This window comes from Amycolatopsis thermoflava N1165 (assembly GCF_000473265.1).
Taxonomy (GTDB): domain Bacteria; phylum Actinomycetota; class Actinomycetes; order Mycobacteriales; family Pseudonocardiaceae; genus Amycolatopsis_E; species Amycolatopsis_E thermoflava.
Genome location: NZ_KI421511.1, coordinates 1,184,499 through 1,211,018, shown reverse-complemented (window position 1 = coordinate 1,211,018; position 26,520 = coordinate 1,184,499). Strand labels below are relative to the sequence as shown.

General features: G+C 71.9%; 27 protein-coding genes. 10 read left to right on the top strand and 17 right to left on the bottom strand.

What is annotated here, in order from left to right; genetic code table 11:
- Position 1 precedes the first annotated feature (1 nt).
- The 6 genes from AMYTH_RS0105960 to AMYTH_RS0105935 are packed head-to-tail and all read left to right on the top strand — an operon-like array spanning position 2 to position 5,527.
- Positions 2-625, top strand: a complete 624-nt coding sequence (locus AMYTH_RS0105960) for a nuclear transport factor 2 family protein (protein ID WP_027929520.1) — start codon at positions 2-4, stop codon at positions 623-625.
- A gap of 2 nt (positions 626-627) precedes the next feature.
- Positions 628-1,452 carry a sugar phosphate isomerase/epimerase family protein gene (locus AMYTH_RS44140; protein ID WP_051362571.1) on the top strand — a complete coding sequence of 275 codons (825 nt, stop codon included), beginning with the start codon at positions 628-630 and terminating at the stop codon, positions 1,450-1,452.
- Positions 1,449-2,333 (top strand): intradiol ring-cleavage dioxygenase, encoded by an 885-nt coding sequence (locus AMYTH_RS0105950; RefSeq protein WP_027929519.1) that lies wholly within the window; start codon positions 1,449-1,451, stop codon positions 2,331-2,333. Before AMYTH_RS44140 ends, AMYTH_RS0105950 begins: the two co-directional genes overlap by 4 nt.
- Entirely contained in the window at positions 2,330-3,400 is a 1,071-nt protein-coding gene (locus tag AMYTH_RS0105945) for a maleylacetate reductase (protein WP_027929518.1), read from the top strand. The genes AMYTH_RS0105950 and AMYTH_RS0105945 overlap by 4 nt, the downstream gene beginning before the upstream one ends.
- Positions 3,397-4,749, top strand: a complete 1,353-nt coding sequence (locus tag AMYTH_RS0105940) for an MFS transporter (RefSeq protein ID WP_027929517.1) — start codon at positions 3,397-3,399, stop codon at positions 4,747-4,749. Before AMYTH_RS0105945 ends, AMYTH_RS0105940 begins: the two co-directional genes overlap by 4 nt.
- 25 nt (positions 4,750-4,774) lie before the next feature.
- Positions 4,775-5,527: an SDR family NAD(P)-dependent oxidoreductase gene (locus AMYTH_RS0105935; protein ID WP_027929516.1), complete on the top strand. Its 753-nt coding sequence runs from the start codon at positions 4,775-4,777 to the stop codon at positions 5,525-5,527.
- A 1-nt stretch (position 5,528) separates the two neighbouring features.
- Here the strand turns inward: AMYTH_RS0105935 and AMYTH_RS0105930 are convergent, their stop codons facing one another.
- The 3 genes from AMYTH_RS0105930 to AMYTH_RS0105920 are packed head-to-tail and all read right to left on the bottom strand — an operon-like array spanning position 5,529 to position 8,647.
- The gene (locus AMYTH_RS0105930) at positions 5,529-6,416 is read right to left on the bottom strand and encodes an alpha/beta hydrolase (protein ID WP_228684594.1); all 888 of its coding nucleotides are present in this window, start codon (positions 6,414-6,416) and stop codon (positions 5,529-5,531) included.
- 33 nt (positions 6,417-6,449) lie between these two features.
- Positions 6,450-7,808: an MFS transporter gene (locus AMYTH_RS0105925; RefSeq protein ID WP_027929514.1), complete on the bottom strand. Its 1,359-nt coding sequence runs from the start codon at positions 7,806-7,808 to the stop codon at positions 6,450-6,452.
- Positions 7,805-8,647 (bottom strand): alpha/beta hydrolase, encoded by an 843-nt coding sequence (locus tag AMYTH_RS0105920; protein WP_027929513.1) that lies wholly within the window; start codon positions 8,645-8,647, stop codon positions 7,805-7,807. The genes AMYTH_RS0105925 and AMYTH_RS0105920 overlap by 4 nt, the downstream gene beginning before the upstream one ends.
- A 103-nt stretch (positions 8,648-8,750) precedes the next feature.
- On the opposite strand from AMYTH_RS0105920, the gene AMYTH_RS0105915 reads away from it, so the two are divergent.
- Positions 8,751-9,713 carry a LysR family transcriptional regulator gene (locus AMYTH_RS0105915; protein ID WP_027929512.1) on the top strand — a complete coding sequence of 321 codons (963 nt, stop codon included), beginning with the start codon at positions 8,751-8,753 and terminating at the stop codon, positions 9,711-9,713.
- Between the two features lie 77 nt (positions 9,714-9,790).
- Here the strand turns inward: AMYTH_RS0105915 and AMYTH_RS44135 are convergent, their stop codons facing one another.
- The 10 genes from AMYTH_RS44135 to AMYTH_RS0105860 all read right to left on the bottom strand — a co-directional run bounded on the left by AMYTH_RS44135 (position 9,791) and on the right by AMYTH_RS0105860 (position 20,703).
- Positions 9,791-11,440, bottom strand: coding sequence for a DUF7933 domain-containing protein (locus AMYTH_RS44135; RefSeq protein WP_157360544.1), 1,650 nt, complete (start codon positions 11,438-11,440; stop codon positions 9,791-9,793).
- 203 nt (positions 11,441-11,643) lie between these two features.
- Positions 11,644-12,348: a class E sortase gene (locus AMYTH_RS44130; protein WP_167344573.1), complete on the bottom strand. Its 705-nt coding sequence runs from the start codon at positions 12,346-12,348 to the stop codon at positions 11,644-11,646.
- A 25-nt stretch (positions 12,349-12,373) separates the two neighbouring features.
- The gene (gene wsfD, locus AMYTH_RS0105895; protein WP_027929511.1) at positions 12,374-14,044 is read right to left on the bottom strand and encodes a glycan biosynthesis hexose transferase WsfD; all 1,671 of its coding nucleotides are present in this window, start codon (positions 14,042-14,044) and stop codon (positions 12,374-12,376) included.
- On the bottom strand, positions 14,041-14,880 hold the full coding sequence (locus AMYTH_RS0105890) for a septum formation family protein (protein ID WP_167344572.1): 840 nt from the start codon (positions 14,878-14,880) through the stop codon (positions 14,041-14,043). Before AMYTH_RS0105890 ends, wsfD begins: the two co-directional genes overlap by 4 nt.
- 53 nt (positions 14,881-14,933) lie before the next feature.
- Positions 14,934-16,304: a glycosyltransferase family 2 protein gene (locus AMYTH_RS44125; protein WP_051362568.1), complete on the bottom strand. Its 1,371-nt coding sequence runs from the start codon at positions 16,302-16,304 to the stop codon at positions 14,934-14,936.
- The gene (locus tag AMYTH_RS0105880) at positions 16,301-16,885 is read right to left on the bottom strand and encodes an exosortase/archaeosortase family protein (protein ID WP_027929509.1); all 585 of its coding nucleotides are present in this window, start codon (positions 16,883-16,885) and stop codon (positions 16,301-16,303) included. The genes AMYTH_RS44125 and AMYTH_RS0105880 overlap by 4 nt, the downstream gene beginning before the upstream one ends.
- A gap of 149 nt (positions 16,886-17,034) precedes the next feature.
- Positions 17,035-17,247, bottom strand: a complete 213-nt coding sequence (locus AMYTH_RS0105875; protein WP_027929508.1) for a hypothetical protein — start codon at positions 17,245-17,247, stop codon at positions 17,035-17,037.
- A 113-nt stretch (positions 17,248-17,360) separates the two neighbouring features.
- The gene (locus AMYTH_RS0105870; protein WP_157360543.1) at positions 17,361-18,203 is read right to left on the bottom strand and encodes a DUF11 domain-containing protein; all 843 of its coding nucleotides are present in this window, start codon (positions 18,201-18,203) and stop codon (positions 17,361-17,363) included.
- Between the two features lie 195 nt (positions 18,204-18,398).
- Positions 18,399-19,529, bottom strand: coding sequence for a non-hydrolyzing UDP-N-acetylglucosamine 2-epimerase (gene wecB, locus AMYTH_RS0105865; protein WP_051362567.1), 1,131 nt, complete (start codon positions 19,527-19,529; stop codon positions 18,399-18,401).
- Between the two features lie 118 nt (positions 19,530-19,647).
- Positions 19,648-20,703, bottom strand: a complete 1,056-nt coding sequence (locus AMYTH_RS0105860) for a lytic transglycosylase domain-containing protein (RefSeq protein WP_037322323.1) — start codon at positions 20,701-20,703, stop codon at positions 19,648-19,650.
- A 248-nt stretch (positions 20,704-20,951) separates the two neighbouring features.
- Here AMYTH_RS0105860 and AMYTH_RS46920 point away from each other — a divergent pair, with 248 nt between their 5' ends.
- Entirely contained in the window at positions 20,952-21,512 is a 561-nt protein-coding gene (locus AMYTH_RS46920; protein WP_157360542.1) for a hypothetical protein, read from the top strand.
- 78 nt (positions 21,513-21,590) lie between these two features.
- Positions 21,591-22,361, top strand: a complete 771-nt coding sequence (locus tag AMYTH_RS0105850; protein ID WP_027929503.1) for an alpha/beta fold hydrolase — start codon at positions 21,591-21,593, stop codon at positions 22,359-22,361.
- Here the strand turns inward: AMYTH_RS0105850 and AMYTH_RS0105845 are convergent.
- From AMYTH_RS0105845 to AMYTH_RS51055, 4 genes are all read right to left on the bottom strand, one after another.
- A complete protein-coding gene (locus AMYTH_RS0105845; RefSeq protein ID WP_027929502.1) occupies positions 22,358-23,242 on the bottom strand; it encodes an alpha/beta fold hydrolase in 885 nt (294 codons plus the stop codon). The genes AMYTH_RS0105850 and AMYTH_RS0105845 overlap by 4 nt on opposite strands.
- Before the next feature lie 110 nt (positions 23,243-23,352).
- On the bottom strand, positions 23,353-24,003 hold the full coding sequence (locus AMYTH_RS0105840) for a response regulator (RefSeq protein WP_027929501.1): 651 nt from the start codon (positions 24,001-24,003) through the stop codon (positions 23,353-23,355).
- On the bottom strand, positions 24,000-25,130 hold the full coding sequence (locus AMYTH_RS0105835) for a sensor histidine kinase (protein ID WP_027929500.1): 1,131 nt from the start codon (positions 25,128-25,130) through the stop codon (positions 24,000-24,002). The genes AMYTH_RS0105840 and AMYTH_RS0105835 overlap by 4 nt, the downstream gene beginning before the upstream one ends.
- Positions 25,127-25,516, bottom strand: a complete 390-nt coding sequence (locus tag AMYTH_RS51055) for a SulP family inorganic anion transporter (protein ID WP_027929499.1) — start codon at positions 25,514-25,516, stop codon at positions 25,127-25,129. The genes AMYTH_RS0105835 and AMYTH_RS51055 overlap by 4 nt, the downstream gene beginning before the upstream one ends.
- A 98-nt stretch (positions 25,517-25,614) precedes the next feature.
- On the opposite strand from AMYTH_RS51055, the gene AMYTH_RS0105825 reads away from it, so the two are divergent.
- Positions 25,615-26,490, top strand: coding sequence for an NAD(P)-dependent oxidoreductase (locus AMYTH_RS0105825; RefSeq protein WP_323807226.1), 876 nt, complete (start codon positions 25,615-25,617; stop codon positions 26,488-26,490).
- Positions 26,491-26,520 lie beyond the last annotated feature (30 nt).

Genomic DNA, 26,520 nt, shown 5'->3' with positions numbered 1-26,520 from the left:
CGTGCCGACAAGCCTCGAAGACAGGCTGGAACTGCGTGAACTCGTCGACAACTGGGTCGTCTGGCGCGACGCCGGGGACTGGGACCGCTTCGCGACGGTCTGGCACCCGACCCAGGGGTGGATGACCGCCACCTGGTTCCAGGGCCCGGCCGCGGAGTTCATCGCGGTCAGCCGCGAGGGATTCGAGCGTGGCGTGAACATCCTGCACTTCCTCGGCGGCCACAGCGCCGACGTGCACGGCGACCGGGCCGTCGTCCAGACGAAGATGACCATCAGCCAGCGCGCGAGCGTCGACGGGGTCGAGGCCGACGTCGTGTGCACCGGCCGGTTCTACGACTTCTGCTGCCGCCACGAGGGCGAATGGAAGATCGTGCGCAGGCAGCCGATCTACGAGAAGGACCGGCTCGACCCCGTCGACCCGGCCGCGCGGCTGGAACTCGACACCGCACTGTTGAACCGGTTCCCGTCCGGGTACCGCCACCTGGCGTACCTGCAGACCAAGGCCGGGTTCACAGTCAAGACCGGGCTGCCCGGACTCACCGGCGAAGCGGTGCTCCGCCTGTACGACGAGGGCGCCAAATGGCTCGCGGGCTCGGCCACCGCGGGCGAAGTCGGCAAAGGATGAGCATGAAACACCTCAACTGCAGCGCCAGCACGCTGCGCACGGCGGACCTGCCCACCCGCGTGGCCGCCGCGGCCGAGGCCGGGTTCACCGGCATCGGGCTGCGGGTGAGCGACTACCTCGGCACGGACCTGTCCGACGGGCAGATCCGCGACCTGCTGGACCAGCACGGACTGCGGGTGCTCGAAGTGGAGCACAACTGGGACTGGTCCCTGGGCGCGGATCCGGCGGAGGAGGCCATGTTCCGGCTCGCCGACCGGATCGGGGTGCGGCACCTCAATGTGCCGATGTTCCAGGCGCACCCGATCGCGGACCTGGTGGAGCCGTTCGGGGCGCTGTGCGACCGCGCCGCCGAGCACGGTGTGCTGGTCGGCTTCGAGTTCCTGCCCTACAGCCACGTCCGCACGCTCGCCCAGGTGTGGGAGGTGGTCGCCGCGGCGGACCGGCGCAACGGCGGGATCACCCTCGACCTGTGGCACTGGTTCCGCTCCGGCGCCACGCCCGGCGACCTCGACGGCATTCCCGCCACCAAGATCACCACGGTGCAGCTGTGCGACGTCCGGCCCGAACCGGACCCCGACATGACCGAGGAGGCCCGCCACCGGCGGCTGCTCCCCGGCCGCGGCGCCGGGGACACGCTCGCCGTGCTCGGCGCCCTGCGCGACCGCGGCGTCACCGCGCCGGTGTCGGTGGAGGTCTTCTCCGACGACCTCGACGCCCGCCCCGCCGGGGAGTCGGCCCGGCTCGCCTTCGCCGCGGGCGCCGAGGTCCTCGACCGCGCCGGACTGGCCGCGCCGGAGTGGACGACCAATCTCGAGGAGGGCCGATGACCGGGTTTTCCGAAGACACCTCCGCGCAGGTCGTCGCCGAGAGTTTCGCCGGCACCCCTGATCCGCGGCTGAAGCAGGTCCTGACGAGCCTCGTCGAGCACGTGCACGCGTTCGTCAAGGACGTCGAGCTCACCGACGCCGAGTGGCAGCAGGCGATCGATTTCCTCACCGCGACCGGCCACATGTGCGACGGCACCCGGCAGGAGTTCGTCCTGCTCTCCGACGTGCTCGGGGTGTCGATGCTCGTCGACGCGATCAACAACCGGAAATCCGCCGCCGCCACCGACACCACGGTCCTCGGCCCGTTCCACATGGTCGACTCCCCGCCGCGCGAGCTCGGCGCGAACATCTCGCTCGACGGCAACGGTGAGCCGTGCGTGTTCGCCGGGCAGGTCCGCTCCTCCGACGGCACCCCGCTGCCGGGCGCGCGGGTCGACGTGTGGCAGGCCAACGGCGCCGGGTACTACGACGTGCAGCAACCCGGCGTGCAGCCCGAGCGGAACCTGCGCGGGCTGTTCGTCACCGACGAGCACGGCCGGTTCTGGCTGCGCACGGTGGTGCCCCGCTACTACCCGATCCCGGACGACGGACCGGTCGGGCGGCTGCTCGCCGCCACCAAGCGGCACCCGAACCGGCCCGCGCACATCCACGTCATCGCCGACGCCGCCGGCCACGCCCCGCTCACCACCCACGTCTTCGTGGAAGGCAGCCCGTACCTGGACTCCGACACGGTGTTCGGGGTCAAGGAGTCGCTGATCCGGCCGGTCACCGACGTCGACGACCCGGATCGCGCCCGGCGCTACGGGGTCGCGAACCCGTTCCGGCTCATCGAGTTCGACATCGTCCTGGATCGCGTCGTCTCAAACGAGGTGCGGCGATGACCCACGACTTCGTGCACGAGAGCCGTCCCGGCCGGGTCGTCTTCGCGGTGGGCGCGGCGAGCCGGCTGGCCGGCGAGGTCGAGCGGCTGGGCCTGCGCAGGCTGATCGTGCTGTGCACCCCGGAACAGGCGGAACTGGCCGCCGAGCTCACCGCACCGCTCGGCGACCGGATCGCGGCGCTGCACCCGCACGCCACCCCGCACGTGCCGGTCGCGGTCGCGACGACGGCGGTCGCACGCAGCCGGGAGATCGGCGCCGACGGATGCCTCGCCATCGGTGGTGGTTCCTCCATCGGCCTGGCCAAGGCGATCGCGAAAGACACCGGGCTGCCCGTCGTCGCGGTGCCCACGACCTACGCCGGCTCGGAGATGACGCCGATCTGGGGCCTGACCGACGGCGGCCGCAAGACCACCGGCCGCGATCCCCGTGTCCTGCCGTCCACTGTGGTCTACGACCCGCGGCTGACCCTCACCCTGCCGACGGCCCTGTCGGTCACCAGCGGCGTCAACGCCCTCGCCCACGCCGCCGAAGCGCTCTACGCGCCCGACGGCTCACCGATCACCGCGTTGATGGCGGCCGAGTCGGCACGCGCCCTCGCCGCCGCACTCCCCCGGGTCGCCGCCGATCCGCACGACCTCGACGCCCGATCCGAGGCCCTCTACGGAGCGTGGCTCGCCGGCAGCGTGCTGGGCGCGACCACGATGTCGTTGCACCACAAGCTGTGCCACATCCTCGGCGGCACGTTCGACCTCCCGCACGCCGAAACCCACACCGCGGTACTCCCGCACGTTCTCGCGTTCAACCTCCCGGCCGCACCCCGGGCACGGGCCGCGTTGCAGAACGCGTTCGGGGCCGGCGATCCGGCCGCGCACCTGTTCCGCCTCGCCGACGACCTCGGCGCCGACATGTCCCTCAAGTCGCTCGGGATGCCGGCGGACGGTGTGGACACCGTGGTGGCCCAGGCGTTGTCCGCGCCCTACGCCAATCCCCGGCCGGTGACGGAACACGACCTGCGGATCCTGCTCGGCAATGCCCTCACCGGCTCCTGTCCAACGGAGGACACGTGACCACTCTCGACCTGCAACACGTCATCGACCGCAACAAGGTCGGGCCCCTGCAACGCAAAGTCCTGCTGCTCTGCCTGGGCGTGGTGGTGCTCGACGGCCTGGACCTCGCCGTCGTCGCCTACATCGGCCCGCCCCTGCTCGCCGACTGGGGCCTGTCCAAGGCCCAGCTCGGGCCGGTGATCACCAGCGGGCTGCTCGGCATGGCGCTCGGGTCCCTGGTCGCCGGGCCGATCGCGGACCGCATCGGCCGGCGCAAGATCATCCTCGCCTCGATGGTCTTCTTCGGGGTGATGTGCGCGGCGACCGCGCTGGCCCCGAACGTGGTGTGGTTCTCGATCCTGCGCCTGCTCACCGGTTTCGGCCTCGGCGCCGCGCTGCCCAACGCGACGACGCTGGTGTCCGAGTACGCTCCCGTGCGGCGCCGCGGCACGATGATGGCGCTCACCTACTGCGGACACACCCTCGGTGGCGCGATCGCCGGGTTCCTCACCAGCCTCGTCGTGGAGGTCGCGAGCTGGCACTGGGCTCTGGTCGCCGCCGGTGTCCTGCCCCTCGCCTACGCCGTCGTCGTCTACTTCGCGCTGCCTGAGTCGCCGAAGTACCTCGCCCGTCAGGCCGGGCGGGAGGCCGAACTGCTGGGCCTGGTGAACCGGATCGTGCCCGAGAACTTCCCGCCCGGCACCCGGTTCGCCCTCAACGAGCCGGCCGTCGACGCGAAGGTCCGGGTCGCCGGGCTGGTCGCCCGCCGGTTCCGGCTGGGGACCGCCGCCATCTGGATCGGCTTCAGCGCGGCGTTCTTCATCGTCTACCTGACCAACAGCTGGATGCCCATCCTGATGACCGACATCGGCTTCTCCCTGACCGCCGCCGCCACGATGGGGCTGCTGCTGCAGGCCGGCGGAACCCTGGGCAACCTCGGGATCGGGTCGGCGATGGACCGCTTCGGCATGCACCGCACGGTCGTCGCCGCCATGGGCTGCGCCTCGGTGATGTTCGTGCTCGTGGCCGTCGCGCCGCCGAACGTGCTGGTGCTCGGGACACTGATGTTCGTGATGGGCATGTTCACCAATACCTGCGGCACCGCCTTCCCGATCATCGGCGCCGCCTTCTACCCCACGAGCATCCGCGCCACCGGAACCAGCTGGGCGACCGGCGTCGCCCGGTTCGGCGCCATCGGCGGCGCGGCCATCGGAACGGTGCTCGTCGCCGCCGGCCTCAACTACCACCAGGTGTTCCTCTCGCTGCTCATCCCCGGCGCCGTGTGCATCCTGGCCGTCATCGTCAAGGGCAGGCGAGCGCGCACACCGGCAGGCGAACCCGTCGCCGGACGCGTCTCCGCCCGCAGCTGAGCAGCCTCACGAAAGGACCCCGATCATGCGACTGCGCGACAAGACCGCGCTGATCACCGGCGCCTCCAGCGGCATGGGCCGCGCCACCGCCACGACGTTCGCCCGCGAGGGCGCGACCGTGGTGGTCGCCGACATCAACGACGACGACGGCGCGGCCGTGGTCAAGGAGATCGAGGCCGACGGCGGGCGGGCGCGCTACCTCCACCTCGACGTCACCGACGAGGATTCGTGGACCACCGGGATCGACGAGATCGTCGCGGAGTTCGGGCGGCTCGACGTGCTGGTCAACAACGCCGGCATCAGCGGCACCTTCGACCCCGACCTCACCAGCACCGCGTTCTTCGACCAGCTCATGCTGGTCAACGCCAAGGGTGTGTTCCTCGGCATCAAGCACGGCGCCGCCGCGATGGCCCGCTCCGGCGGCGGCTCGATCGTCAACCTGTCCTCGATCTCGGCCTCGATCGGCCAGCTCGGCGTGCACCTCGGCTACGGGGCGTCCAAGGCCGCCGTCAAGTCGATGACCCGGACCGCCGCCGTGCACTACGCCGACGACGGGATCCGGGCCAACGCGGTCGCTCCGGGGATGCTCCCGCCGATGCGGACCTCCCGCGGCTCCGCCGACCCGGTGTGGCGGGCCAGGCAACTCGACGGGGTGCCGATGAAGCGGGCCGGCGAGGTGCGGGAGGTCGCCGACGTCGTCCTCTTCCTCGCCAGCGACGAGGCGTCCTACGTGACCGGCGTGGAGGTCCTGGTCGACGGCGGGCTGACCGCGGTGTGACTCACCGCCGGGCGAGGAACGCCTCCACGGCGGCCACCACGTCCCCCGGCGCTTCCTCGGGGACGTAGTGGCCGCCCGGCACGGCGTGGCCGCGCACGGCGGCGGGATCGGCGTGGTGCTCCTGCCAGACGCGCACCACGTCGGTCCCGCCGAGCCCGCCCTCGGCGCCCCACAACAGGAGCAGCGGCGCCCGCACCCGCAACCCCCGCTCGTGATCGGCCTGGTCGCGGTCCAGATCGGTGGCGAAGCCGGTGCGGTAGTCCTCGAAGGACGCCCGCAGGTGCCCCGGATCGCTGAACGCGGCGACGTAGTGCTGGAACGTCTCCGCGTCGACCGCGCCGGAGTCGAGCACCCGGGCGAAGAAGTGCCGCAGGTACGCCTCGACGTTGCCGGCGACCAGCGTCGCCGCCAGCTCCGGGTTCCGGTGGAAGAACCAGTGCCACATCGCGCTCGCCGAGTCGCGGTCGAACGTGTCCATGACGACCCTGGTCGGCAGGATGTCCAGCAGCACCAGGGCGTCGATGTCCGAGGGGTGGTCCAGGGCCCAGCGGTGCGCCACGCGGGCGCCGCGATCGTGGCCGATCACCACCGCCGAGGAGAACCCGAGGTGGTGGACGAGGGCGCTGAGGTCGGCGGCGGTGGCGCGCTTGTCGTAGTCCCCCGACCGCGCCAGGCCCGAGTCACCGTACCCACGCAGGTCCGGGACGATGAGGGTGCGCCCGCGGCTGAGCGGCTCCACCACGTGCCGCCAGCAGGCGTGCGTCTGCGGCCAGCCGTGCACCAGCACGGCGGCCTCGGGCCCGTCGCCGACGACGCGGTAGGCCAGCTCGACGTCGTCGAGGCGCACCGACTCGCGGATGTCCCACGGCATGATTTCCCCTTGCTTCAACGGACTTTCCTCGATCCACAGTGCACGCGCCGCTCAGCCCACACCAAGCGGTGGTTGCCGCTCAGTGGCAGCCGGGCGCCGCGCGCCCAGCCGAGCGGTGGCCAGGGCCGCGAGCAGGAACACGACGGCCTCGTAGACCATCGCCGAGCCCATCGCCCCGGCGGTGTACACGACCCCGGCCACCGCCACCCCCACCGTGCCGCCGAGCTGCTGCGCGGTGGGCAGCAACCCGGACACCGAACTCGCCGCGTCCGCCGGGACCCGTTGCAGCACCAGGGAAAACGCCGAGGCGGTGAAGACACCGAACGCGAAGCCTCCCGCGCCCAACACCGCCCACAGGACCGGCGCCGGCGCCGGCAGCGCCGGGATGACGAGCAGCGACACCACGGCGAGCCCGGCGGACGCGGCGGCCAGTGCCACGGCGCCGAACCGGCGTGCCGCGGCTTCGGCGACCCCGCTGCCCAGCAGCGCGCCGACCGCGTACGGTGCGACCGTCAACGCGGTGACCAGCGGGTCGCGGTGCAGCTCGCCCTGCAGGTACAGGGAGAGCAGCAGGCTGAACGACGGGATCCCGGCGTTGAACAGCAGCACCGCGCCGATGCCCCAGCGGGTCGTCCTCGCCGCCAGGGCTGCCGGGTGCACCAACGGGTGCCGCACCCGCCGTTGTGACGCGGCGAAGGCGGCGAGCAACCCCAGCGCCACCACCAGGCTGACCCACGTCCACACCGGCCAGGCCGCGTCCTGGCCGAGGGTCAGCGGCAGCACCAGCAGCACCAGCCCCGCCAGGGACAACGCGGCGCCGACCGGGTCCACCCGGCTCGCGACCACCGGCCCGCGCGCTGCGGGCAGCACCCGGAACAAGGTCAGCGCGGCGATCCCGACCGGAACCGGCAACGCCAGCGCGACCCGCCAGCCGGCCCTGAACGGGTCGAAGTGCAGCAGGACGCCGCAGCACAGCGGCCCGGCGAGCGAGGCGATCGCCATCGTCGCCCCGTACCGGCCCAGCACCGCCGCCCGCCGGCCCGCGGGCACCGCGGTCTGGATCAGCGACAGGATCTGCGGCGCCACCAGGCCGCTGCCCGCCCCCTGCACCAGCCTGGCGGCCACCAGCCACTCCACGTCCGGCGCGGCGGCCGCGGCCAGCGACGCCAGCGTGAACACGGCCGTGCCGGCGACGAACAGCCGCCGGTAGCCGAACCGGTCGCCGAGCCGCGCCGCGGTGATCAGCGCGCAGGCATAGGTGAGCGTGTAGCCGGCCAGGGCGAGCTGGCCCGCGCCCGAGCCGGCGGCGAGGTCGTGGCGGATGCGCGGCACGGCCAGCTGCATGACGGTGACGCTCATCAGCTGGACGAACGTCCCCGACAGCAGCACGGCCTGAGCGGCGGGCCTCATGCCTTCGCGATCCGGCCGAGGAGTTCGGCGAGCTCGCCGGGCCGGGTCAGGAACGGCGAATGCCCGCCGGGCAGGGAATGCACCGTGAACGGGTTGTCCGGTGTCACCCGGTCCGCTTCGGCGATCATCAGGTCCTGCGTGACCGGCGGCAACGCGAGGTCGCCGGTCAGCCGGATGTAGCTGCGCGGCACGCGGCCCCACCGTGCGGCGGTGACGGGGAACTCCCCGGCCAGCGACACCAGGGGTTCGTCGGGGTGCAGCGTGAGGCGCCAGCCGGGGCGGTCCGCGGGCCAGTCGTTGAGGAACGCCTGCCGGATCACCTCCACTTCGGACGGATCAGTCGAGAGCGGGTTGATGCGGAACGCGCCGATCACCTCGGGGTCGCCGGCCCGCGGCACCTGGACGGCGCCGGCGTTCTCCGGCGCGGTGACGTAGTCCATGAAGCGTGGCCGGCCCGCCGGCACGAACGCCGACAGGTACACCACGTGGTCGGCCAGCTCCGGCCGCCGCTCGATCGCGGCCGACGCCGGGCCGCCGCCCGCGCTGTGCGCGACGAGGACCACCCGCGCGTACCGGCGGCGCACCTCGGCGAGGTCGGCGACCAGCGCGTCGACGAGCACGCCGGTGGTGAGCCCGGTGAGCGCGGACGGTTCGGTGGCCAGGCCCGGCTGCCCCGGCTGCAGGTACCCGGTCGGGGTCGGCGCGGTCACGCCGTGCCCGGGCAGGTCCACGGCCACGCTGGGCACACCGGAGGCGGCCAGTGCGCGTTGGGTCGCGGCCCAGTGCAGCGAGGAGTGCCAGGCACCGTGGACGAACACGCAGGCGGTGGTCTCGTTCATGACGTCCTTTCGACGGCTGTGGGGAACGAGGTCCACTTCATCGCGTCGTGTGACGGTCATCCACTTCCATATCTGGATCACCCCGGCGCGATATCTTGTGCGTATGGAAGTGCGTCACCTCCGGTACGCCCTGGCGCTGGCCGAGCACCAGCACTTCGGCCGGGCGGCCGCGTCCCTCGGGATCGCGCAGCCGCCGCTGTCCACGCAGATCGCGGCTGTCGAACGCGAGATCGGTGAGCGGCTGTTCGACCGCACGCCCCGCGGCGTGTTCCCGACCGCCGCCGGCACCGCGTTCCTCGCCAGGGCACGGCGCGCGCTGAGCGAGATGACCGCCGCCGCGGTCGAGGCCGGCCGCGCGGCTCGCGGCGAAACGGGTCAGCTGCGGATGGGTTTCATCGGCTCGGCGTTGCTCGAGCCGCTGCCCGGCGTGCTGGGACGCTTTCGCACCGCGCGGCCGGACGTCCGGCTCGACCTGCATGAGATGAACAGCCCGGACGGGACCGCGGCCCTCGTCGCGGGCGACCTCGACGTCGCGGTCGGCCGTGGCGCACCCCGGGGCGCCGGGGTCGAAGGGCTGGTGACCGTGCCGATCGGCGCCGACCACCTGGTCGCCGTGGTCGGGGTCGCCCACCCCTTCGCGGGCCGCGGCGAGATCCGGCTCGAACAGCTGGCTGCCGAGCAGCTGATCATGTCGGCGCCGGAACAGGAACCCGCGGTGGCCGCCCATCTGCGCAGCCTGTTCGGCGCGGACACGTCGGCGCTGGACGCGGCCACCCGGTCGCGGGACGTCCACACGATCATCGGCCTCGCGGCCTGCGGCGTCGGCGTGGGCCTCGGCCCGGCCCGGATGCGGCTGGTCACCCGCAAGGACGTCTGGTTCTGCGACGTCGCCCCGCGCTTCCGCCTGCCGGACCTGCACCTGTCCTTCCGCGCGGCCGACGACTCACCGGTGCTCGCCGCGTTCCTGGACATCGTGCGCGCGAACTGCGCCGAAGTCGGCTCCCGCCTCGACGACATCCTCGCCCGGCGGCAGGCCCGCTCGATCAACCCGGACCTGGCCGGCTGACCACATCGGACGGTTCGCCCGGCAACGCTTCCGGGTAGGCGGCTCGCCGCGGCGCGCGACGAGCCGCCTCCTCCCCGTCAGTTGACGATCGACCGCCGGCGCAGGACCCACGCGGCGGCGCCGGCCAGGGCGCCGACACCGCCGATGGCGAGGCTCACCAGCGGCACGACCCGCACCGTCTTGGAACCGGTGTTGTTGCTCGGGTCGCCGTCCGGGTCGTTCCCGGTGACCTGGGCGGCGTTGGTCAGGTACTTCGCCACCCCGTCCGGATTGACCGCGTCCACCGTGCCGGAGATCTCGTAGCTCACCGAGTCACCCGCGGCCAGCGGACCACCCGTGCAGATGATCACGCTGTCCGAGCCGACCGAGCAGCCCGCGGGCACCTGCACGTCCACCAGGCCGGCCGGGATCGGGTCGGTCACGGTGTATCCCGAGGACTCCGCAGGGCCGAGGTTCATCACCGTGATCGTGTAGGTGATGCGGTCACCGGGCCGCACCTCGTCCTGCGGTGCGGTCTTGCTCAGCGCCAGGTCGGCGCTCGGGTCCGGCTCCACGAACGTGACCGTCGTGTCCGCGGGCGGGTTGAGCCCGACCAGCGACATGTTGCCGGGACCGTTGGTGTAGCTGCCGGCGGTGCCGGAGGTCACCGGCACGCTGACAGTGCACGACGCCATCCCCGCGGTCAGGTTGCCGGTCACGCTGACCGAGGTGGCGCCGGCCGCCGCGGTCACCGCACCGCTCGGGCAGTTCGTCGTCCCGGCGCCGGCCACCGTCAGCCCGGCGGGCAGCGCGTCGGTGAACGACCAGCCGTTCTTCGCCGCCAGCTCGCTGGTGTTGGTGATGGTGAACGTCAGCGTCGAGGTCCCGCCGGTGTTCACCTCCACCGGGCTGAACGACTTGTCCAGCTGCGGCGTCACATCGAGGATCTTGATGTTGTCGAAGGCGTGGTCGTTACCGGTGCCGCTGGGCTGGTTGTTGACCATCTGCACGCCGATCGAGCTGCCGTTGACCAGCACCGCGCCGTTGGAGGTGTAGGTGCCGACAGTGGCGGATTTGGCCGGCGCCGACCCGATCTGCGGCACGTTGATCGTCCGCGAAGCGCCGCAGCCGTCGATCTGGGAGCCGACCGGCCTCGCCCTCCCCGCCTCGTCGAGCAACGAGAACTGCAGCAGCGGGTGGTTGGCGAAGCAGTTGATCACCGCCACGTCCACGCTGAACGTGACGAACCGGTTGCTGCCGCTGAACGGGATGTTCGAGGCGGTCTTGAACTCGACGTGCGGAGCCCCCGGGTTACCCGCGGTCATCGCCGACACCGCGTAGTTGCTGTTCGGCGCGACGCCCGTGTAGGAGCCCAGGGCGTAGGCCATCTGCTGCACCGCGTTCCAGGTTCCCTGGTTCGAACAATCGTTGACCTGGGCGGCGGGCGCCACCGGCTGGGCCGACGAGGCGATCCAACCGTTGCACATCGACAGCCACTGCGGATCGGCGCCGTAGCGCTGGCCGCCGGCCCCGGTGTACTGGTTCAGCCGGACGATCGGGGTCGCGGCCGGGCGGTTCTGGAAGTTCTCGGCGTAGATCGTCGTCGGCGCCTGTGGGGTGCCCGGTGACCCGGGCGTGGTCGCCATCGCGAACGACGCGCCGGCCGCCGCGACGACCGCCGCCACCCCGGCCACCGCGCCGGCCCGGCGGACCATGGACGACTTCCACCATTGTCGTGGTCGCGTCACGTCTCCTCCTCCATGACAAAAGCTCCGTTCCGATTGAGACGGTGCGAGCGGAACCGCCCGCGAAGACAAGACGGGGAAAACTCACGCCGACATGACGCGGTCGGCGTCCGGTCGGCCCACCGTGGTGCCGTGCACCTGCGGAACTTCGCGCGGCGCCTCGTCCGATCGGAGGAGGCCGGCCCCGTCGCGTGTGGACATCCGGCTCAGCCCGCCGGCTCGACCGGCACGGTCCGGACGCCGGACAGGCTCGCGTGGACGATCAGCCGCTGGTAGCTCGCCCACTTCGGGTTGCACGTCGTCAGCGTGAGAACCGGTTCCACTGGCTGCGCGCCCGGATCGCCGGGCACCGGCGCGATCACGCCGACGTCACCGGGCCGGACGATCTCGGTGCCGGTGACCGTGTAGGTGTACTCGGTCGCACCGGCCTGCACCTGGATCGAATCGCCCGCGGCGAGCCGGTCCAGATCCCAGAACACACCCGGCGCGCGGTGCCCGGCCACGGCGAAATTGCCCGGCTGCCCGGGAAAAGCGGTGCCGGGATAGTGGCCGGGACCGCGTCGCAGATCGGCCAGAGTCACACCCTCCACGACCACCCAGCGCGCGCCGAGCCGCGGGATGGACAGCCGCACCAGGGGCCGCCCCTGCGCCGGTGGCACCGCCGCGTCCCACGGGTTGCCGACCACCGGCGCGGGCAGACCGGACGGGTCCGGCTGCTCCCACTGCTGGATCAGTTCCTGCTCCAGCGTGCGTTGTTCCGCACCGGTGCGGGCCGGCACGACGTACAGCTGGTAGACCACGAACAGCAGGGCGACGAAGCCGAGCGTGAGGCAGGTGCTCCCGAGGGCGCCGTAGACCCGCGGTTTCCACCCGATCCGAGGCCTCGCCCGCCCTGCCGCGGCTGTGCTCACCGAACCTCCCATGCGGAACCCCCGCTCACACCGGTTCCAGTTCCCTTTCCCGTTCGCCGCCCCGCACGGCGCCCGTGACGTGCCGCGCGCGCCTGCGCTGCCAGGGCCACGGCACGCCGGTGTTCGGCAGCTTCTGGCCGGGCAGGAACTGGTCGGGCCGGCCGATCTTGTCGATCGCGCCGAGCGCCGCCACCAGCGCGGGGAACAACAGGAACGTGCTGTAGACCACGAAGATCGAGTGCTTGACGATGTCGTTCAGCCCGTCCGACAGCAGCACGGACGCCAGCTGCGCCACGGTGTTGAGCGAGAGCGCCACGAGCAGCCAGCCGATGCTGCGGCCCGCGGCGCCGAGCCGCCGGTGCAGGGCGAGCCAGGCGCCGAGCGCGAGCGAACCCAGCCACAGCACGGGGAAGACGACCCAGCGGACCGGGCGGAACAGGGTGAACAGCGCTCCCCCGGCGAACACCCGGTTTTCCTGGCTGTAGGCCGGTTTTCCGCTGTCCGGCGTGTAGTTGCCGAGGTAGCCGGGCCGGGCCTGGGTCACCGCGTCCAGCCCGCGGTCGAGCACCGCGAAGATCCGCGCCGGATGGGTGGCGTAGAACCCCGCGATCCTGGTCATGCTCATGTCGTCGAGGAACTCGCGGTAGCCCTGCGGCACCTCGCCCGGTCCGGACAGCGCCAGGATCGACTCGCCGTCGTACCGGGCCAGGCTCTCGTCCACGCCGAGGTCCCGCAGGTCCTGCCGCGGGTCCGAGCCCAGCGGCAGGATCGTGCCGAACACCTGGTGGAAGTGGTAGATCTCGGTGAGCCACCGCGACTGCGAGCTCGCGAACTGGACACACCCGAACACGAGCAACCCGCAGATCACGACCGCGGGCGTCCGCCGCAGCGCACCCACCAGCGCCCGCCGCCGCAGCCCGCGCGGCGGTTCCGGGCAGAGTTCGCGGCGCGTCCTCCGCAGCTTCGCCAGCCACGGGAAGCGCACCGGCCGGACCAGCATGGCGGGCAGCACCCCGGCGAACATGGTGATCGTCTGGGTCTTCGCCATCACCGTCCACAACACGGCGGCCGAGACCAGCAGCAGGTCGGCGACGGTCACGAAGTTCCGGCGCAACAGGCGGAGCAGCGCGGCGACGATCAGCAGCATCCCGATGATCGCGGCAGGCTCGCTCAGCGGCGAGACGAAGTAGGGGGCGATCGTGGAGTCGGCGGTGAACAGGCCGATCAGGGACACCACCAGCACCCGCACCCACACCGGCAGCGGGAGCGCCGCGCAGATCAGCCCGATGGCCAGGCCGAAGAACACCGACACGACCACCCCGAGGACGCGCAGGTCGAGCGCGTGGTCGAAGCCGAACACCGGGGTGAGCAGTTTCGCCAGCCACAGGAAGTACCACTGGCTGCTCAGGTACGGCTCGCCGGTGCCACCCGCGCTGCACGCTTCGCCGTACCAGACGTGGGTGTCGTACACCGGGTTCAGGTAGGCCCAGGTGTCGTGGCCGTTGGGCACGGCGGCGACCTGGAGCTGGCACATCAGGCGGTGGCCGTCGAAGTTGTCCGCGAGCCCCACCGCGCCGCCGACGAACAGGCGGGCCAGCATGATCACGGTCCACAGCACGCCCAGCGCGGTGGAGACCACGGGGATGCGCCGTCCCGGCTCGGCGAGCCAGGACCAGGTGCGCCGCACGGCGGTCACGCGCTCGCCCCCGCCGGGTAGGCCCGGACGCTCCGGTCCAGGGTCACCGCCGGGTCCGACGGCGCCAGCCAGCACCGGCCCACCCGGCTGTCCTGCCGGATCGACGGGTCGCCGGGCACCTCGACCACGACCGTGAGGTCCGGCCGCGACGCGGGCGGCGCGCCCAGGTAGGCCTCCGCTTCGGGGCCGCACAGCCGGCGCGCCACGCCGACCATGAAGTCACGGCCCTTCTCCACCTGGTCCGGGCCGAACAGCAGCCACGGGTTGACCAGCTCGCGGTTGTGCGGCTGGTCGCACGTCACCTCGCTGCCGTCGAGACGGCAGGTGCGGAAGCGCGACCCGTCCGGGGTCTTCAGGGAGTCCTTGAACGGGAACGACACCGTCACCGGCGTCAGCTGCCCACGGGGCACGTTCATCACGTCGCACCGCATCCGCCGCTCGCCACCGCGCCACTCCTCCTCGGTCGGGAAGAAGGCGACGGTCGTGAGGTCGCGGACGGCGTCGCGCTCGTCCGCGCCCACGTAGGCGTTCAGCACGTCGCCACCGCACAACGGGGGTCCTTCCTTCTGCAGCAGCACCGGGCTGGGACGCTCCGGCTCCGCCGCCAGGCCGGCGGGCAGCTCCACCACCTGGTAGGTCTCGGTGGTGTGCTCGCTGTCGCACGGGACGACCGGTTTGGTGTCGGTCAGGAACGCCCACGAGGTCTCCACCGGCTGGTCGAGCCGGTGGCACGCCCCGACGTCCCACTTGGTGCGCAGCTCTCCCGCACCGAGCCCGGGCGGGCTCTGGATGAAACCCGCGGCGGCCAGCGCGACCCCGCCCAGCGTGACGATCACCAGCAAGCTTGCCCAGGCGCCCCGGGCGATTGCGCGTCGCACTGTTCCCGACCTCATTTCGTGACGGCGCCGACGGCGGGCGCCCGCGTCCCGGCCAGCTCGCTGTTGCGCCGGGTCTTCTTCCAGCTGCCCCGCCCGCTGACGAACCGGCCGAAGGCGCGCCAGGCGATGACGTAGTTCAGGACCGAGTACAGCGCGACCGACAGTCCGTAGTAGACGGCGGAGCGGCGGCTGACCCCGGGTTCGCAGCGGGACCGGTAGAACCAGCCCCAGATCGCGAACTCCGCGACACCCACGACGGCGTAGGCGAACATGAGCAGCAGGCCGCCGTTGGCGAGGAAGCCCGCCATGAAGTCGCGGTAGGCCGCGGCGTTGAAGGCGAAGACCGCCAGCGGGATGACGTACACGATCGAGCCGACGACCTGGACCCACGGCCGCAGCATGAAGTAGAGGATCTCCAGGAACCCCGCGGTCGAGAAGCACGGCGATCCCCACACCCTGGGCAGGTACCGGAGGCACTGCATGGATCCCTGCGCCCAGCGGGTGCGTTGCACGACCAGCGGCGGCAGGCTCCACAACGCCTCCTGGTCCACCCAGGACCCGCGGCTGTAGGCCGTCCGCCACCCGGCGAGCATCAGCCGCAGCCCCAGCTCGAAGTCCTCCAGGAGCGCGTTGCCCCAGGGTTCCGCCGACTCTCCCGCGATGCTGTCCAGCGCGGTGAGCCGGTTCATCTGGCCGTTGCCACCCATGTTCACGGTGCCCGTCCGGCGACGGATGATCTGCATGGCCGAGATCGGGCCGCGGAACTCGATGTCCTGCATGCGGGCGAGCATCGCCGCGAACTTGTTCGCCAGTGGGCCCTTGCCCGGCAGCGGCCGCTCGACGTCCCGGTTGACCATCCGGACCTCGACCTGCACCGCGCCGACCGACTCGTCGGCGAACGCGTCCGGGCCCGCGCACAGCTCGAGCATGTTGGCCGACGGCCTGCCGTCCGCGTCCACCACGACGACGATCGTGCGGGCCCGCAGGTCCGAATCCCCGACATGCCGGCTGATCTCCCGGTAGCCGTGGTTCAGCGCGGCACCCTTCCCCTTGCGGGCGTCCGGCAGTTTCCGCGCCAGCAGGTGGATGCGGGGGTTGCGCGCCGCCCGCTCGGCGACGATCGCCGCGGTGCCGTCACCGGAGGCGTCGTCGATCACCCACAGGTGCGCCTCGGGGAAAGTGCTCTCCAGGTAGCCGAGCGTCCCGCCGATCACGGCCTGCTCGTCCCGGCAGGGGATGACGAAGTGCCAGTCCAGCTCACCGGGGTCGCCCGGCCGCTCCGGCTTCGCCTTGACGAACCCGCGCACCAGGATGCACACGTAAGCCAGGAAGACCAGTCCGAGGAAGAACGACAGGCTGATCGAGACTTCGAGCAGGCTCATCGGCCGTCCGCCTCCCGCCGCCGTCCGGTCGTGATCCTGATGTAGAGCAGGATCGCGACACCGCCCGCGGTCAGCATCACCAGCGACCCGATGAGCACGTGGGCCCAGTCGAGCCCGGTCTCGCCGAAGCGGCCGCCGAGCATCACGATCAGCATCAGCCGGATGTTGTTGGCGACCGCGACGATGAGGAAGCCGAGCAGCGTCGCGAGGACGAGCCGCATCCGGGAGCGGGCCCTGGACAGGAACAGCGCGCCGGAGGTCAGGAACAACGGGGCCACGAGCAGCGCGCTGCTGCACGCCAGGGAGACGTTGATGCCCATGACGCCGGGCGAGGCCGACGTCCGGAAGTACAGCACCGGATGCCCGGGCACGGCGAAGGTGTACTGCCCGGAGACGGCGGTCACCAGTTCACCGGCGAGCCAGGTCTCGAAGATCCGGTAGCTGTCCTGGAAGGCGATCAGGGCCACCGCGACGCCGAAGCACAGCGCCGCGGCCAGCCACCCCAGCCAGGACCGGTGCGTGCGCCCGGACGGGTTCGCCGGGATCCCGGACCAGGGAACGGCGGCGCTCTCGCTCGTCACGCGTCCTCCCTCGTCGGCGCCGGCCGGTTCGCCGGGTCACTTTCAGCTGTGCACATCGCTGGTCCCACAGTCCTCTCGCTCTCGCAGCCGTGCCCGCACTCCGCGTTCATCCCGGTGCCCGCACCGGGATGAACGCGGAACCGCGCCCGTCAGACTGCTCCGCCGAACGGCCGGGGCGCGGTGCCACCGAGCGCGGCGAGGTTGCGGGCCACCACGTTCTTCCGCACGAGGGTCATCCCGGCGAACAGCAGCACCACCCCCAGCCCGACGAGCAACCCGAGCACCGGCGACCCGGTGGCCGCCAGGGCCCCCATCCCGCCGGCCGTGCCGCCGGTGTGGGGACCGATTCCACCTGCGTACATCTCGATCCGTCCTTTCCGTCTCGCGACTCCGCCCTGAAGACCGGCCGAGGCGCGCGAACATGTCGCCACTTATGGCGGACGGGCGGCCGCCCGTCGATCTGCGGTGCGGGAGGTCAGGCCGCCACGCGCCGGCGGAGCAGCCACACCGCTGTCCCGCCCAGGCCCAGCGCGGCGCCCACGCCACCGGCGATCATCGGGACGTTCACCGTCACGATCGCGGCCGAGGTGTTGTTGGCCGTGTTCGGATCCGTCTCGTTCCCGCTGACCCGGGCCGTGTTGGTCACCGTCACCGCGTCAGTGCCGGCCGGCACGTCCGCCGCGGTCGCGGTCACGAGATAGGTCCGGCTCTCCCCCGCGGCGAGCGGCCCACCGCTGCAGGTGACCACACCGCCGGCGAGGGAACAGTCGTCCGGGACCTCGACGTCGACCAGACCGGCCGGGACCGGGTCGGTCATCGTGTGCCCGGTGGAGTCCCCGGGGCCGTGGTTCGTCACCACGATGGCGTAGCTGATCCGCTCACCCTGCTGCACCTCATCGACGGACGGCTCGGTGCTCTTGGTCACGCCCAGGTCCGCGCACGTCGAGGTGTTGTAGGTGTAGGTCGCGGAGAAGCCGCTGATGTCCCAGGCCTTGGAGCCGCCGTGGTAGGTCTCCAGGATCATCCAGTACTTGACGTTCCCGGCGGCGAGGTCCGCCGCCGGGACCTCGACGGTGGTCTCCAGGGTCTGGGTGCCGCCGACGGGCATGTCGGGTGTGGTGTTCGTGCCCGGGGCGGTGTCGAAGTCGGTGCCCCGTTCGGCGAACCCGTTCTGCCCGAACCCGGCATTCGGGCCGAGGAGGTGCACCGTCGACCGCACGGTGACAGTCGCCGTGCCGTCGTCGCAGTCGGGCCGGGGAGCCTGGAGTTTCGCGGCGATCGTGTTGTAGGTCTGGCCGTCCTGGTACGGCTGCGACACCGGGCCCACTTGCGCGGATCCGCCGGCCCAGAACGCGTTCACATCCCCGGTCCACCAGGGCCAGATACCGGGGAAGGCGCCATCTTCTTCGCATTCTGCCTCCTGTCGAGTTTTTCGGACTGCACCAGGAGGACCGCTCACTATCGGGCGACCTGTCGCGAATGTCGCCGCCCTACTCCATTGAAGGGGATCCGCTTAGGAGGCGAACCGGCGGGCGATCTCGGCGACGATGCGTTCGGAGGCGCGGCCGTCGCCGAACGGGGACGACGCGCGGGCGAGCTGGGCGTGCAGGCCGGGCAGATCGTCGAGCCACTTGGCCGCGGTCTTGCTGATCAGCGGTCCTGGCGAGACGAGCACCGCGAAATCACGCATCGCCTCCGGCCGCTCGGTGGAGCGGCGCACGACGATCAGGGGCCGCTTGAGAACGGTGCATTCCTCTTGCAGGCCACCGGAGTCGGACACCAGCAGCGCCGCGTGGGCCGCCAGTCCAAGGAACTCCGACGGGCCGAGCGGTCCGGTGACGGCGAGCCCGTCGAGGTGGTGCGCCAGCCCGTGCTGTTCGACCGCCCGCAGAGTACGGGGGTGCAAGGGCAGCACGACGCGGCACGGGATCCGGTTCAGCTCGGCCAGGATGGTGGCCAGCGCGGCGGGGTCGTCGGTGTTCTCCGGCCGGTGGACGGTGGCGAGGACGTACCGGTCGGCGACCAGCTCCCGGTCGGCAAGGAGCTGCTCGCGCCGCGCGGGATGGGGCAGCTGCGAGAGGACGGCTTCGACGACGGTGTTGCCGGTGCGGATCACCGAGCTGCCGGTGATGCCCTCCCGGGCGAGGTTGCCGACGTTGTCGTCGGTGGCCGCGCAGAGCAGGTCCGACACGTGGTCGGTGACGATCCGGTTGTGTTCCTCGGGCATGGTGCGGTCGAAGCTGCGCAGCCCGGCTTCGACGTGGACCACGGGAACCGACCGGGCATTGCCGGCCAGCGCTCCGGCGACGGTCGCGTTGGTGTCGCCCTGCACGACGACGGCGGCCGGGGTGACCTCGGCGAACAAGAGATCGAGCGCCTCCAGCGCCGCGGCGATCTGCCCCGCCCTGGTGGCTCCGCCGACCGCGAACCGGACGTCCGGCAGCGGCAACCCGAGCTCGGTGAAGAACACGTCGGACATGGCCTCGTCGTAATGCTGTCCGGTGTGGACGATCCGCGCCTTCGGACCGAGACGCCGGATGATCCCGGCGAGCTTGACGATTTCGGGCCGGGTGCCGAGCACCACCGCCACCCCGCCGTCGGGGAGGGCCGCGGTCTCCGCGCTGACTCTGTCCGTTGTGGTCACTGGGTTTCCTTCCGCAGGAAGATGTCTCGTCACCCGGAAGACCTCCCGCGGCGTCCGAACTTCACGGCAGGAGCGGGATTTTCCGGTGATCTCCCCCACCCCGAGGAGGAAACACCCCTCATCCGGTGGTGGTGGTCGTTGCCGTGCTGGACCTGGTCTTGCTGGGAGCCGAGCTCGACGACGGTCGCGACGAGGACGGCGACGGCGTGGAGCTGGTGGTGCTGGAGCTGGACGTGGCCGGGCTGCTGGTGCCCGTGCTGGGTGTCGTGCTCATGCTGGGCGTCGTGCTCGTGGCCGGCGCCGTCGTGCTCGGCGCGGGAACCTCGGTCACCTGCGGAGGAGGCGGCGGGGTGGTCACCGGGGGCGGCGCGGGCGCGACGGCCGGCACCGCGATGGCCGCCACCGCGCCGCGGGCATAGGCGTCGGCGAGGGCGAGCACGAGGTCGACGTAGGCGTCGGAGTGGTTGTACCGGAACACCGCCGCCCGCAACTGCCCCGGATCGGCGAGGTTCCCACCGCCCGCGCACAGGTACCGCCCCGCCGCGAGCGCCGCGTCGAAGATGTTGTCCGGATCGGCTCTGCGGTCGCCGTTCCCGTCGGCGGCGTAGGCGCGCCACGTCGACGGGATGAACTGCATCGGCCCGACCGCTCGATCCAGGACGGGGTCCCCGTCGAGTGCGCCGCGGTCGGTGTCCGGAATGGACGCGGTGCCGCCCGCGCCGTCCAGTGCCAGACCACGGATCCGCGGCACCACCGAGCCGTCCTCGTACACCTGGGAGCCGCCGTGGCGGCCGTGGTTGGATTCCACCCGTCCGATCGCGGCGAGCACTGTCCAGCTGAGGCCGCACCCGGCGACCGCGTCCGCGGCCCGGTGGTAAGCCGCCAGCGCGGCGGCCGGAACCCCGACGCCCAGCGAAACCGGCGACGCCCTGACCCGCGGGCCGGGAGCCGGCAGCGAGGTCGGCGGCGGCAAAGTCGGCGGCACGGGCAGGCGCGGCGGCTGGGCGACCACCTCGTACGGCCGCCCAAGGTCGTCGATCCGGGGCGGTTCGCCCAGGGACAGCGCCTGCGGCACGGCCGTCCCGGCGCCGGAGCCGTCCACCGGCAGGGCGGTCACACCCACCAGGGCCAGCCCGGCGCCCAGCAGGCCGGCGGCGCGGGTCACGTGTTTCATACCGATGCTCGCCCCTCGTACGTCCGCTGCTTGCCGCGGCGCCCCGCGGCATCCACCGGCAGCGGCGGTCCCGCTCCGGCTTTCGATGAGAGGACCGGACCACCCGCCGCGGCATCACGCGCACCACCTCCAATCGGGTGAGCTGCCCGAGTCCAGGTGCTCGTGCCCCGACCGCAGAGCGCGCAGCCTTCCGCCGCGCCGGGGCAGCCAGGTGCTTCGGCTCTGCGCTGCCCCTGTGCTCCATTCGTGTGGCGCAGTGTGGTTCGCGTCACATCGATCATCCGCCGGCCATAGTCTTCGACCTCGGCACGATCTCGTCCGAACAAGGGGGAAAGATGAGATTGCTTCGACGGGCCGCGTTGTTCGCGGTTTCGGTGATCATGGTTCTGTCCACCGCGGTCACGCCCACTGCCGGGGCCGCGCCCGCCATCGCCGCGGAACCCTCGGCGGTGCCGTTCTCACCCGATGACGACGTCACGATCAGCGAGATCGCTTTCGTCCACACCGCGGACGGCCTTCGGCGCGCCAAAGAATACGTGCACAGCGGCGACTCCTGCGCTTTCGCTTTCTGCACGATCCAGAATTCCTCCGGCGGGCGTTTCTACAAGGTCTTCAAAATGAGCCCGTCGATCTACGTGTGCACCACCGTGCGGTTGTCCAACTTCCTCGGGCGCTGGGACACGCACAACCACAGCACCGACACGGCGGAATTGCAGGACCAGTACTTCCGCACCAACTCCATCTTCCCGCCGGGACGCCGGGACCCCGCACGCTGGGACCCGATCTACTTCATCACGTTCTGCCAGTGACGACACGTCCGGCGAGATACAGTCCTCTCCAGAGGCCAGGCGGCCACCAGCGGCACTGCTCGGCGCGAACGGAGGGCGATGGACGACCGGGTGATCGCGCCGGACGGTACTCCGCTCGCGGTGCAGCGCCGGGGCAGTGGGCCGCCCCTCGTGCTGCTCGCCGGCCAGGCCAACGACCACACCTGGTGGGACTCCGCCCGCGGCGACTTCGCCCGGACCACCATCACGATGGACTACCGCGGCACCGGCGCGAGCGGCAAGCCCGACGTGCCCTACTCCACCCCGCTGTTCGCCGACGACGTGGTCGCGGTGCTGGACGGGCTCGGCATCGAACAGGCCGACGTGTACGGCACCTCGATGGGCGGCCGGGTGGCGCAGTGGCTGGCGATCCGGCACCCGCACCGGGTGCGCCGGCTCGTGCTGGGCTGCACCTCACCGGGAGGGCGCCATGCCGTCGAGCGGTCGGCGGAGGTGCGCCGCGCCCTGCTGCGGCCGGACGCCCGCGAGACGCTGGCCGACCTGATGTACACGCCGGGGTGGCGGGCGACCCACCCCGGCCCGTACCGCACGCTCGGCGACCCGTCGATGCCCCCGCACGCCCGCAAACACCACCTGCGGGCCAGCGACCAGCACGACGCCTGGGACGCCCTGCCCCGGATCACCGCCCCCACACTCGTCCTGCACGGCGAGGACGACCGGCTCACCCCGGCCGTCAACGCCACCCTGCTCGCCCAGCGCATCCCCCGCGCCCGCCTGCACCTCTTCCCCGCAGCACGCCACGCCTACTTCGAGGAATGCCGCCCCCACGCCAGCACCCTCGTCGAAGACTTCCTCACCACGGCGAGCTAGGCGTCAGCGGCGACGCGCTCGATGGCCTGCACAGCGACGTCGGGCTGGTCGACGTAGATGTAGTGGCCGCTGTTCGCCGCCGTGACCGGGTTGCTGTCGCTCGACAGTTTCAGCCACTTGTCCTGCCCCGCGGCCCACGCCTGCTCCAGCGCGGCGCCGTACTCGGGCACGGCGGCCAGGTACGGCTGCCCGTGCCGGATCACCTCCACCGGGATGTCCCCCGCGTAGCCCACCTCCCCGTCCTGCATGGCCAGCATCTCCGGGTTCTCCCCGCCGTAGACCGCGAGGCTCTGCGCGCGCAGCTCGGCCGCCGGGCCGGTGGCCGACTCCGGGATCGCCGCCGTGGTGTCGCCGATGATGGTCGACGGCGTGGCGTCCATCAGCACAAGACCCGCGACCCGGTCGCGGTGGGCGGGCGCGTAACGGGCGGCGATCAGCCCGCCCAGGGAATGCCCGGCCAGCACCACCGGTTGGTCACCGGCAACGCGGTCCAGCACCCCGGTCAGAATCCGGCCGGCGCTGTCGAACGTCTGCGGACCGGCCGGCTGGTCGCTCGCGCCCTCGCCCAGCCGGTCGTAGGAACAGACCCGGCCCTTGGTGCTCAGCGTCTGCTGGAACGCGGCCAGCTTGTCCAGACCATCGCCGAGACCGGCCAGCAGCACGACGACCGGCCGGTCTTCCATCTCGGTACCGGAACAGGACACGTTCACCGAACGGCCGTCGACGGTGATCTTCGCCGTGCCGGAGATCGGCTCCTGACCGGCGGCCGCCGACGCCGGGGCCTCCGACGACTCGGCGGCCTCGTCGCACGCGGCCAGCACCGGCGCGGCCACGGCGCACAGCAGCGCGGCGACAGCAGTTGACTTGATGTTGCGGAACATTCAGTTCTCCAGTGGGATTCTCGATCAGCGCCACGCACGCTAGAGGAGCGGCGCGGTCCGAAAGATCCCCGCGGGGTGGACATTCGCGGGTAGCTCGCACGGGGGACAGCTCAGCGGGCCAGGCCGTGGCGGTAGGCGTAGACGACGGCCTGGACGCGGTCGCGCAGGTCGAGCTTGGTGAGGATCCGGGAGACGTAGGTCTTGACGGTTTCGGGGCTGAGCACCAGGGTCGCCGCGATCTCGCTGTTGGACAGGCCGTCGGCGATCAGGCGCAGGACTTCCAGCTCGCGCGGGGTCAGCGGGGTTTCGCCGTCGGTGTCCTGCGGCGGCCGGATCCGGGCGGCGAACCGGCCGATGAGCCGGCGGGTCACCTCCGGGGCCACCAAAGCGGCTCCGGTGGCGACGGTGCGGATGCCGTGCAGCAGCTGTGCCGGCGGGGCGTCCTTGAGGAGGAACCCGCTGGCGCCGGCCCGCAGCGCCTCGTAGACGTATTCGTCGAGGTTGAACGTGGTCACCACGAGCACCTTGACCGGCTGGGCCACCCCCGCGCCGGCCAGCAGGCGGGTCGCCTCGATGCCGTCGAGGACCGGCATCCGCACGTCCATCACCACGACGTCCGGCCGCAGCCGCGCGGCGAGGTCGACCGCGGTCCGGCCGTCACCGCACTCGCCGGCGACCTCGAGATCGGGCTGGGCGTCGATGATCGTGGTGAACCCGGCGCGGATCAGCGCCTGGTCGTCGCACACCAGGACGCGGGTCACGACGCGCTGCCGGCGGGAATCCGGGCGTGCACCACGAATCCGCCGTCCTCCTGCCGCGCTGTCCGGAACTCGCCGCCGAGCCCGCCGACCCGTTCGCGGAGCCCGGCCAGTCCCCGTCCGCTGCCGCCGACCGGCGCGGTGGGTGAGCCCGCGCTGTCGGTGGCGACCTCGACCGTGATCTCCCGGTTCCCGTGCCGCACAAGGACACTGGTGCGGCTGCCGTGGGCGTACTTGAGCGCGTTGGTCAACGCCTCTTGCACGACCCGGTATGCCGTCGCTCCCGCGGTGCCGGTGGGCGGGCGGCCTTCCTCGGTGTACTCCACCGGCTGCCCGGCCTGCCGGGCCTGCTCCACGAGCGCGCGCACATCGCTCCGCTGCCCGGTGTCCTGCTGGGGATCGAGCACGTCGAGCAGCTGCCGCAGGTCGGTGATGGCCCGGCGGCCGGAATCGGTGACGGTGGACAGCGCCTGGTCGAGGCGATCACCGGTCAGGTAACGCGCCGCCTCGGTCTGCACGACCATCGCCGTCACGTGGTGGGTGACGACGTCGTGCAGTTCCCGGGCGATGCGGGTGCGTTCGGCGATGCGGGCGGTTTCGGCGGCGTGCAGACGGCGTTCCGCCTCGGCGGCGCGGGATTGGCGCAACCTGCTGCCGATTCCCCAGAGCAGAACCAGGGCCAGGTAGAACGACACGAACCCGGCGACGCCTTCGGCCGGCTCGGGACCGGAGAGGGCGATGGCCAGCGGGACGTAGGCCGCCGACGCCACGATCGCGGTCGTCCACCGCCACCGGTCCAGGTGCGCCCCGGCGCTGATCAGCGCGATCGGCAACGCGGTGCCCGCGACCGTGTGGTAGCCGTGCAGCTGGTCGAGCGCGAAGCCCGTCGACACCAGCGCGAGGCAGGCGGCCGGGAGGCGCCTCCGGACGATCAGCGGTAGGCATTCGACGGCGACCACGGCGAGGCCCAGCGCGTCCATCGGACGGTCCGGCACGTCGCCGAGCCGCGTGCCGTTGTTCTGCAACGCGGGGATCAGCGACGGCAGGAGCAGCACCAGCGCGAGCGGCGCGTCGCGGACCGTGACGTCGAAGCGCCACCACCGATCCGCACTGCGTCGGACGACGATCACGGGAGGAGAGTAGTGGCCCCCGGGATGACGTCGTTCACTGGCTGCCGGCGAGTTCGCCGTACAGGCGGGCGTGCAAGGCACAGGACCATCAGCAACACCCCGGCCAGGAATGTCGGGCCGGGTGCGCGCCCCCGGCCCGCACGTTGATCATCGTCTGGCCGATCATCGCGCAGGTCGATCAGCCCGGGCACCTGCGCCAGGAAGAGGAGGATGGCCAGCGCGTTGACGAAGCCGACCATCGCGCTGCCCGGCACGAACCGCATCAGCCGGGCCACCCCGAGCGAGCCGGGCACGATCTGGAAGATCCCGCCCAGGATCACCGTCGCGACCGGGTGCCCCAGCCCGTGCTCACAGGCCGGTGGGGCGACCGCGATGACCACGGCCATCGTGCAAGGTGGCCGCGAACTCCTCGGCGATCACCGGCTTGCGGCGCACCTCCGCTCGTCCGCGGTCCACGATCCCTTGACCTCGACCTTACTGGAGATTGCATCGTCACGGCATGACGACGAAAACCGATGCGGTGACCGTGCTCGGCCTCGGCGAGATGGGCTCGGCGATCGCCAGGGTGTTCCTGGAGCGCGGGTACCACACGACGATCTGGAACCGCACCGCGAGCAAGGCGGCGCCTCTGGTCGAGGCCGGAGCCACCGCGGCCCCGACAGCAGCGGAAGCCGTCGCGGCGAGCCCGCTCGTGGTGGTGTGCCTGCTCGACGGCGCCGCGGTGGACGGCGTGCTGTCGTCCATTGCGGACACCGCCCAGGGCAAAGTGCTGGTCAACGTCACGAGCGGCTCGCCGGGCCAGGCCCGGGCGAACGACCGGTGGGCACACGAGCACGGCGCCCGCTACGTCGACGGCAAGATCATGGGCGACCCGCCGTACGTGGGCACCCCGAACGCCCGGTTCCTCTTCAGCGGCACCGCGTTCGCCGAGCACGAGGAGGCGCTGCGCGAGCTGGGGGCAGTCAGCTACCACGGCGAGGAACCCGGCGCGGCGGCCGTGGAGTTCCTGGCCCACGTCGCCATGGGGTACGAACTGCTCCTCGGCTTCCTGCACACCCTCAAGCTCGTGCAGGCGGAAGGCGCCGACGTGGCCGGGTTCGCCGAGCGCTTCGCCGCTTCGCTGACCGCCTACCAGCCGCTGCTGACCTCGATCGCCAAGGCCGTCGAGAACCGCGAGTACCCGCCGGACCTGGGCCCGCTCGACGTCCAGGTCGCGTTGATGGACGACCTGATCGGCCACCGCGAGTCGGCCGGTGTGGAAGCCGTCCGCATGCGGGAGACCAAGGAGCTGATGACGCGCCGGATCGCCGAAGGTCACGGTGGTCAGGGCTTCTCGAGCGTGTTCGAGCTGTTGAGCTAGCACGGATCCGGGCCGGGGGCGGCGGATCCC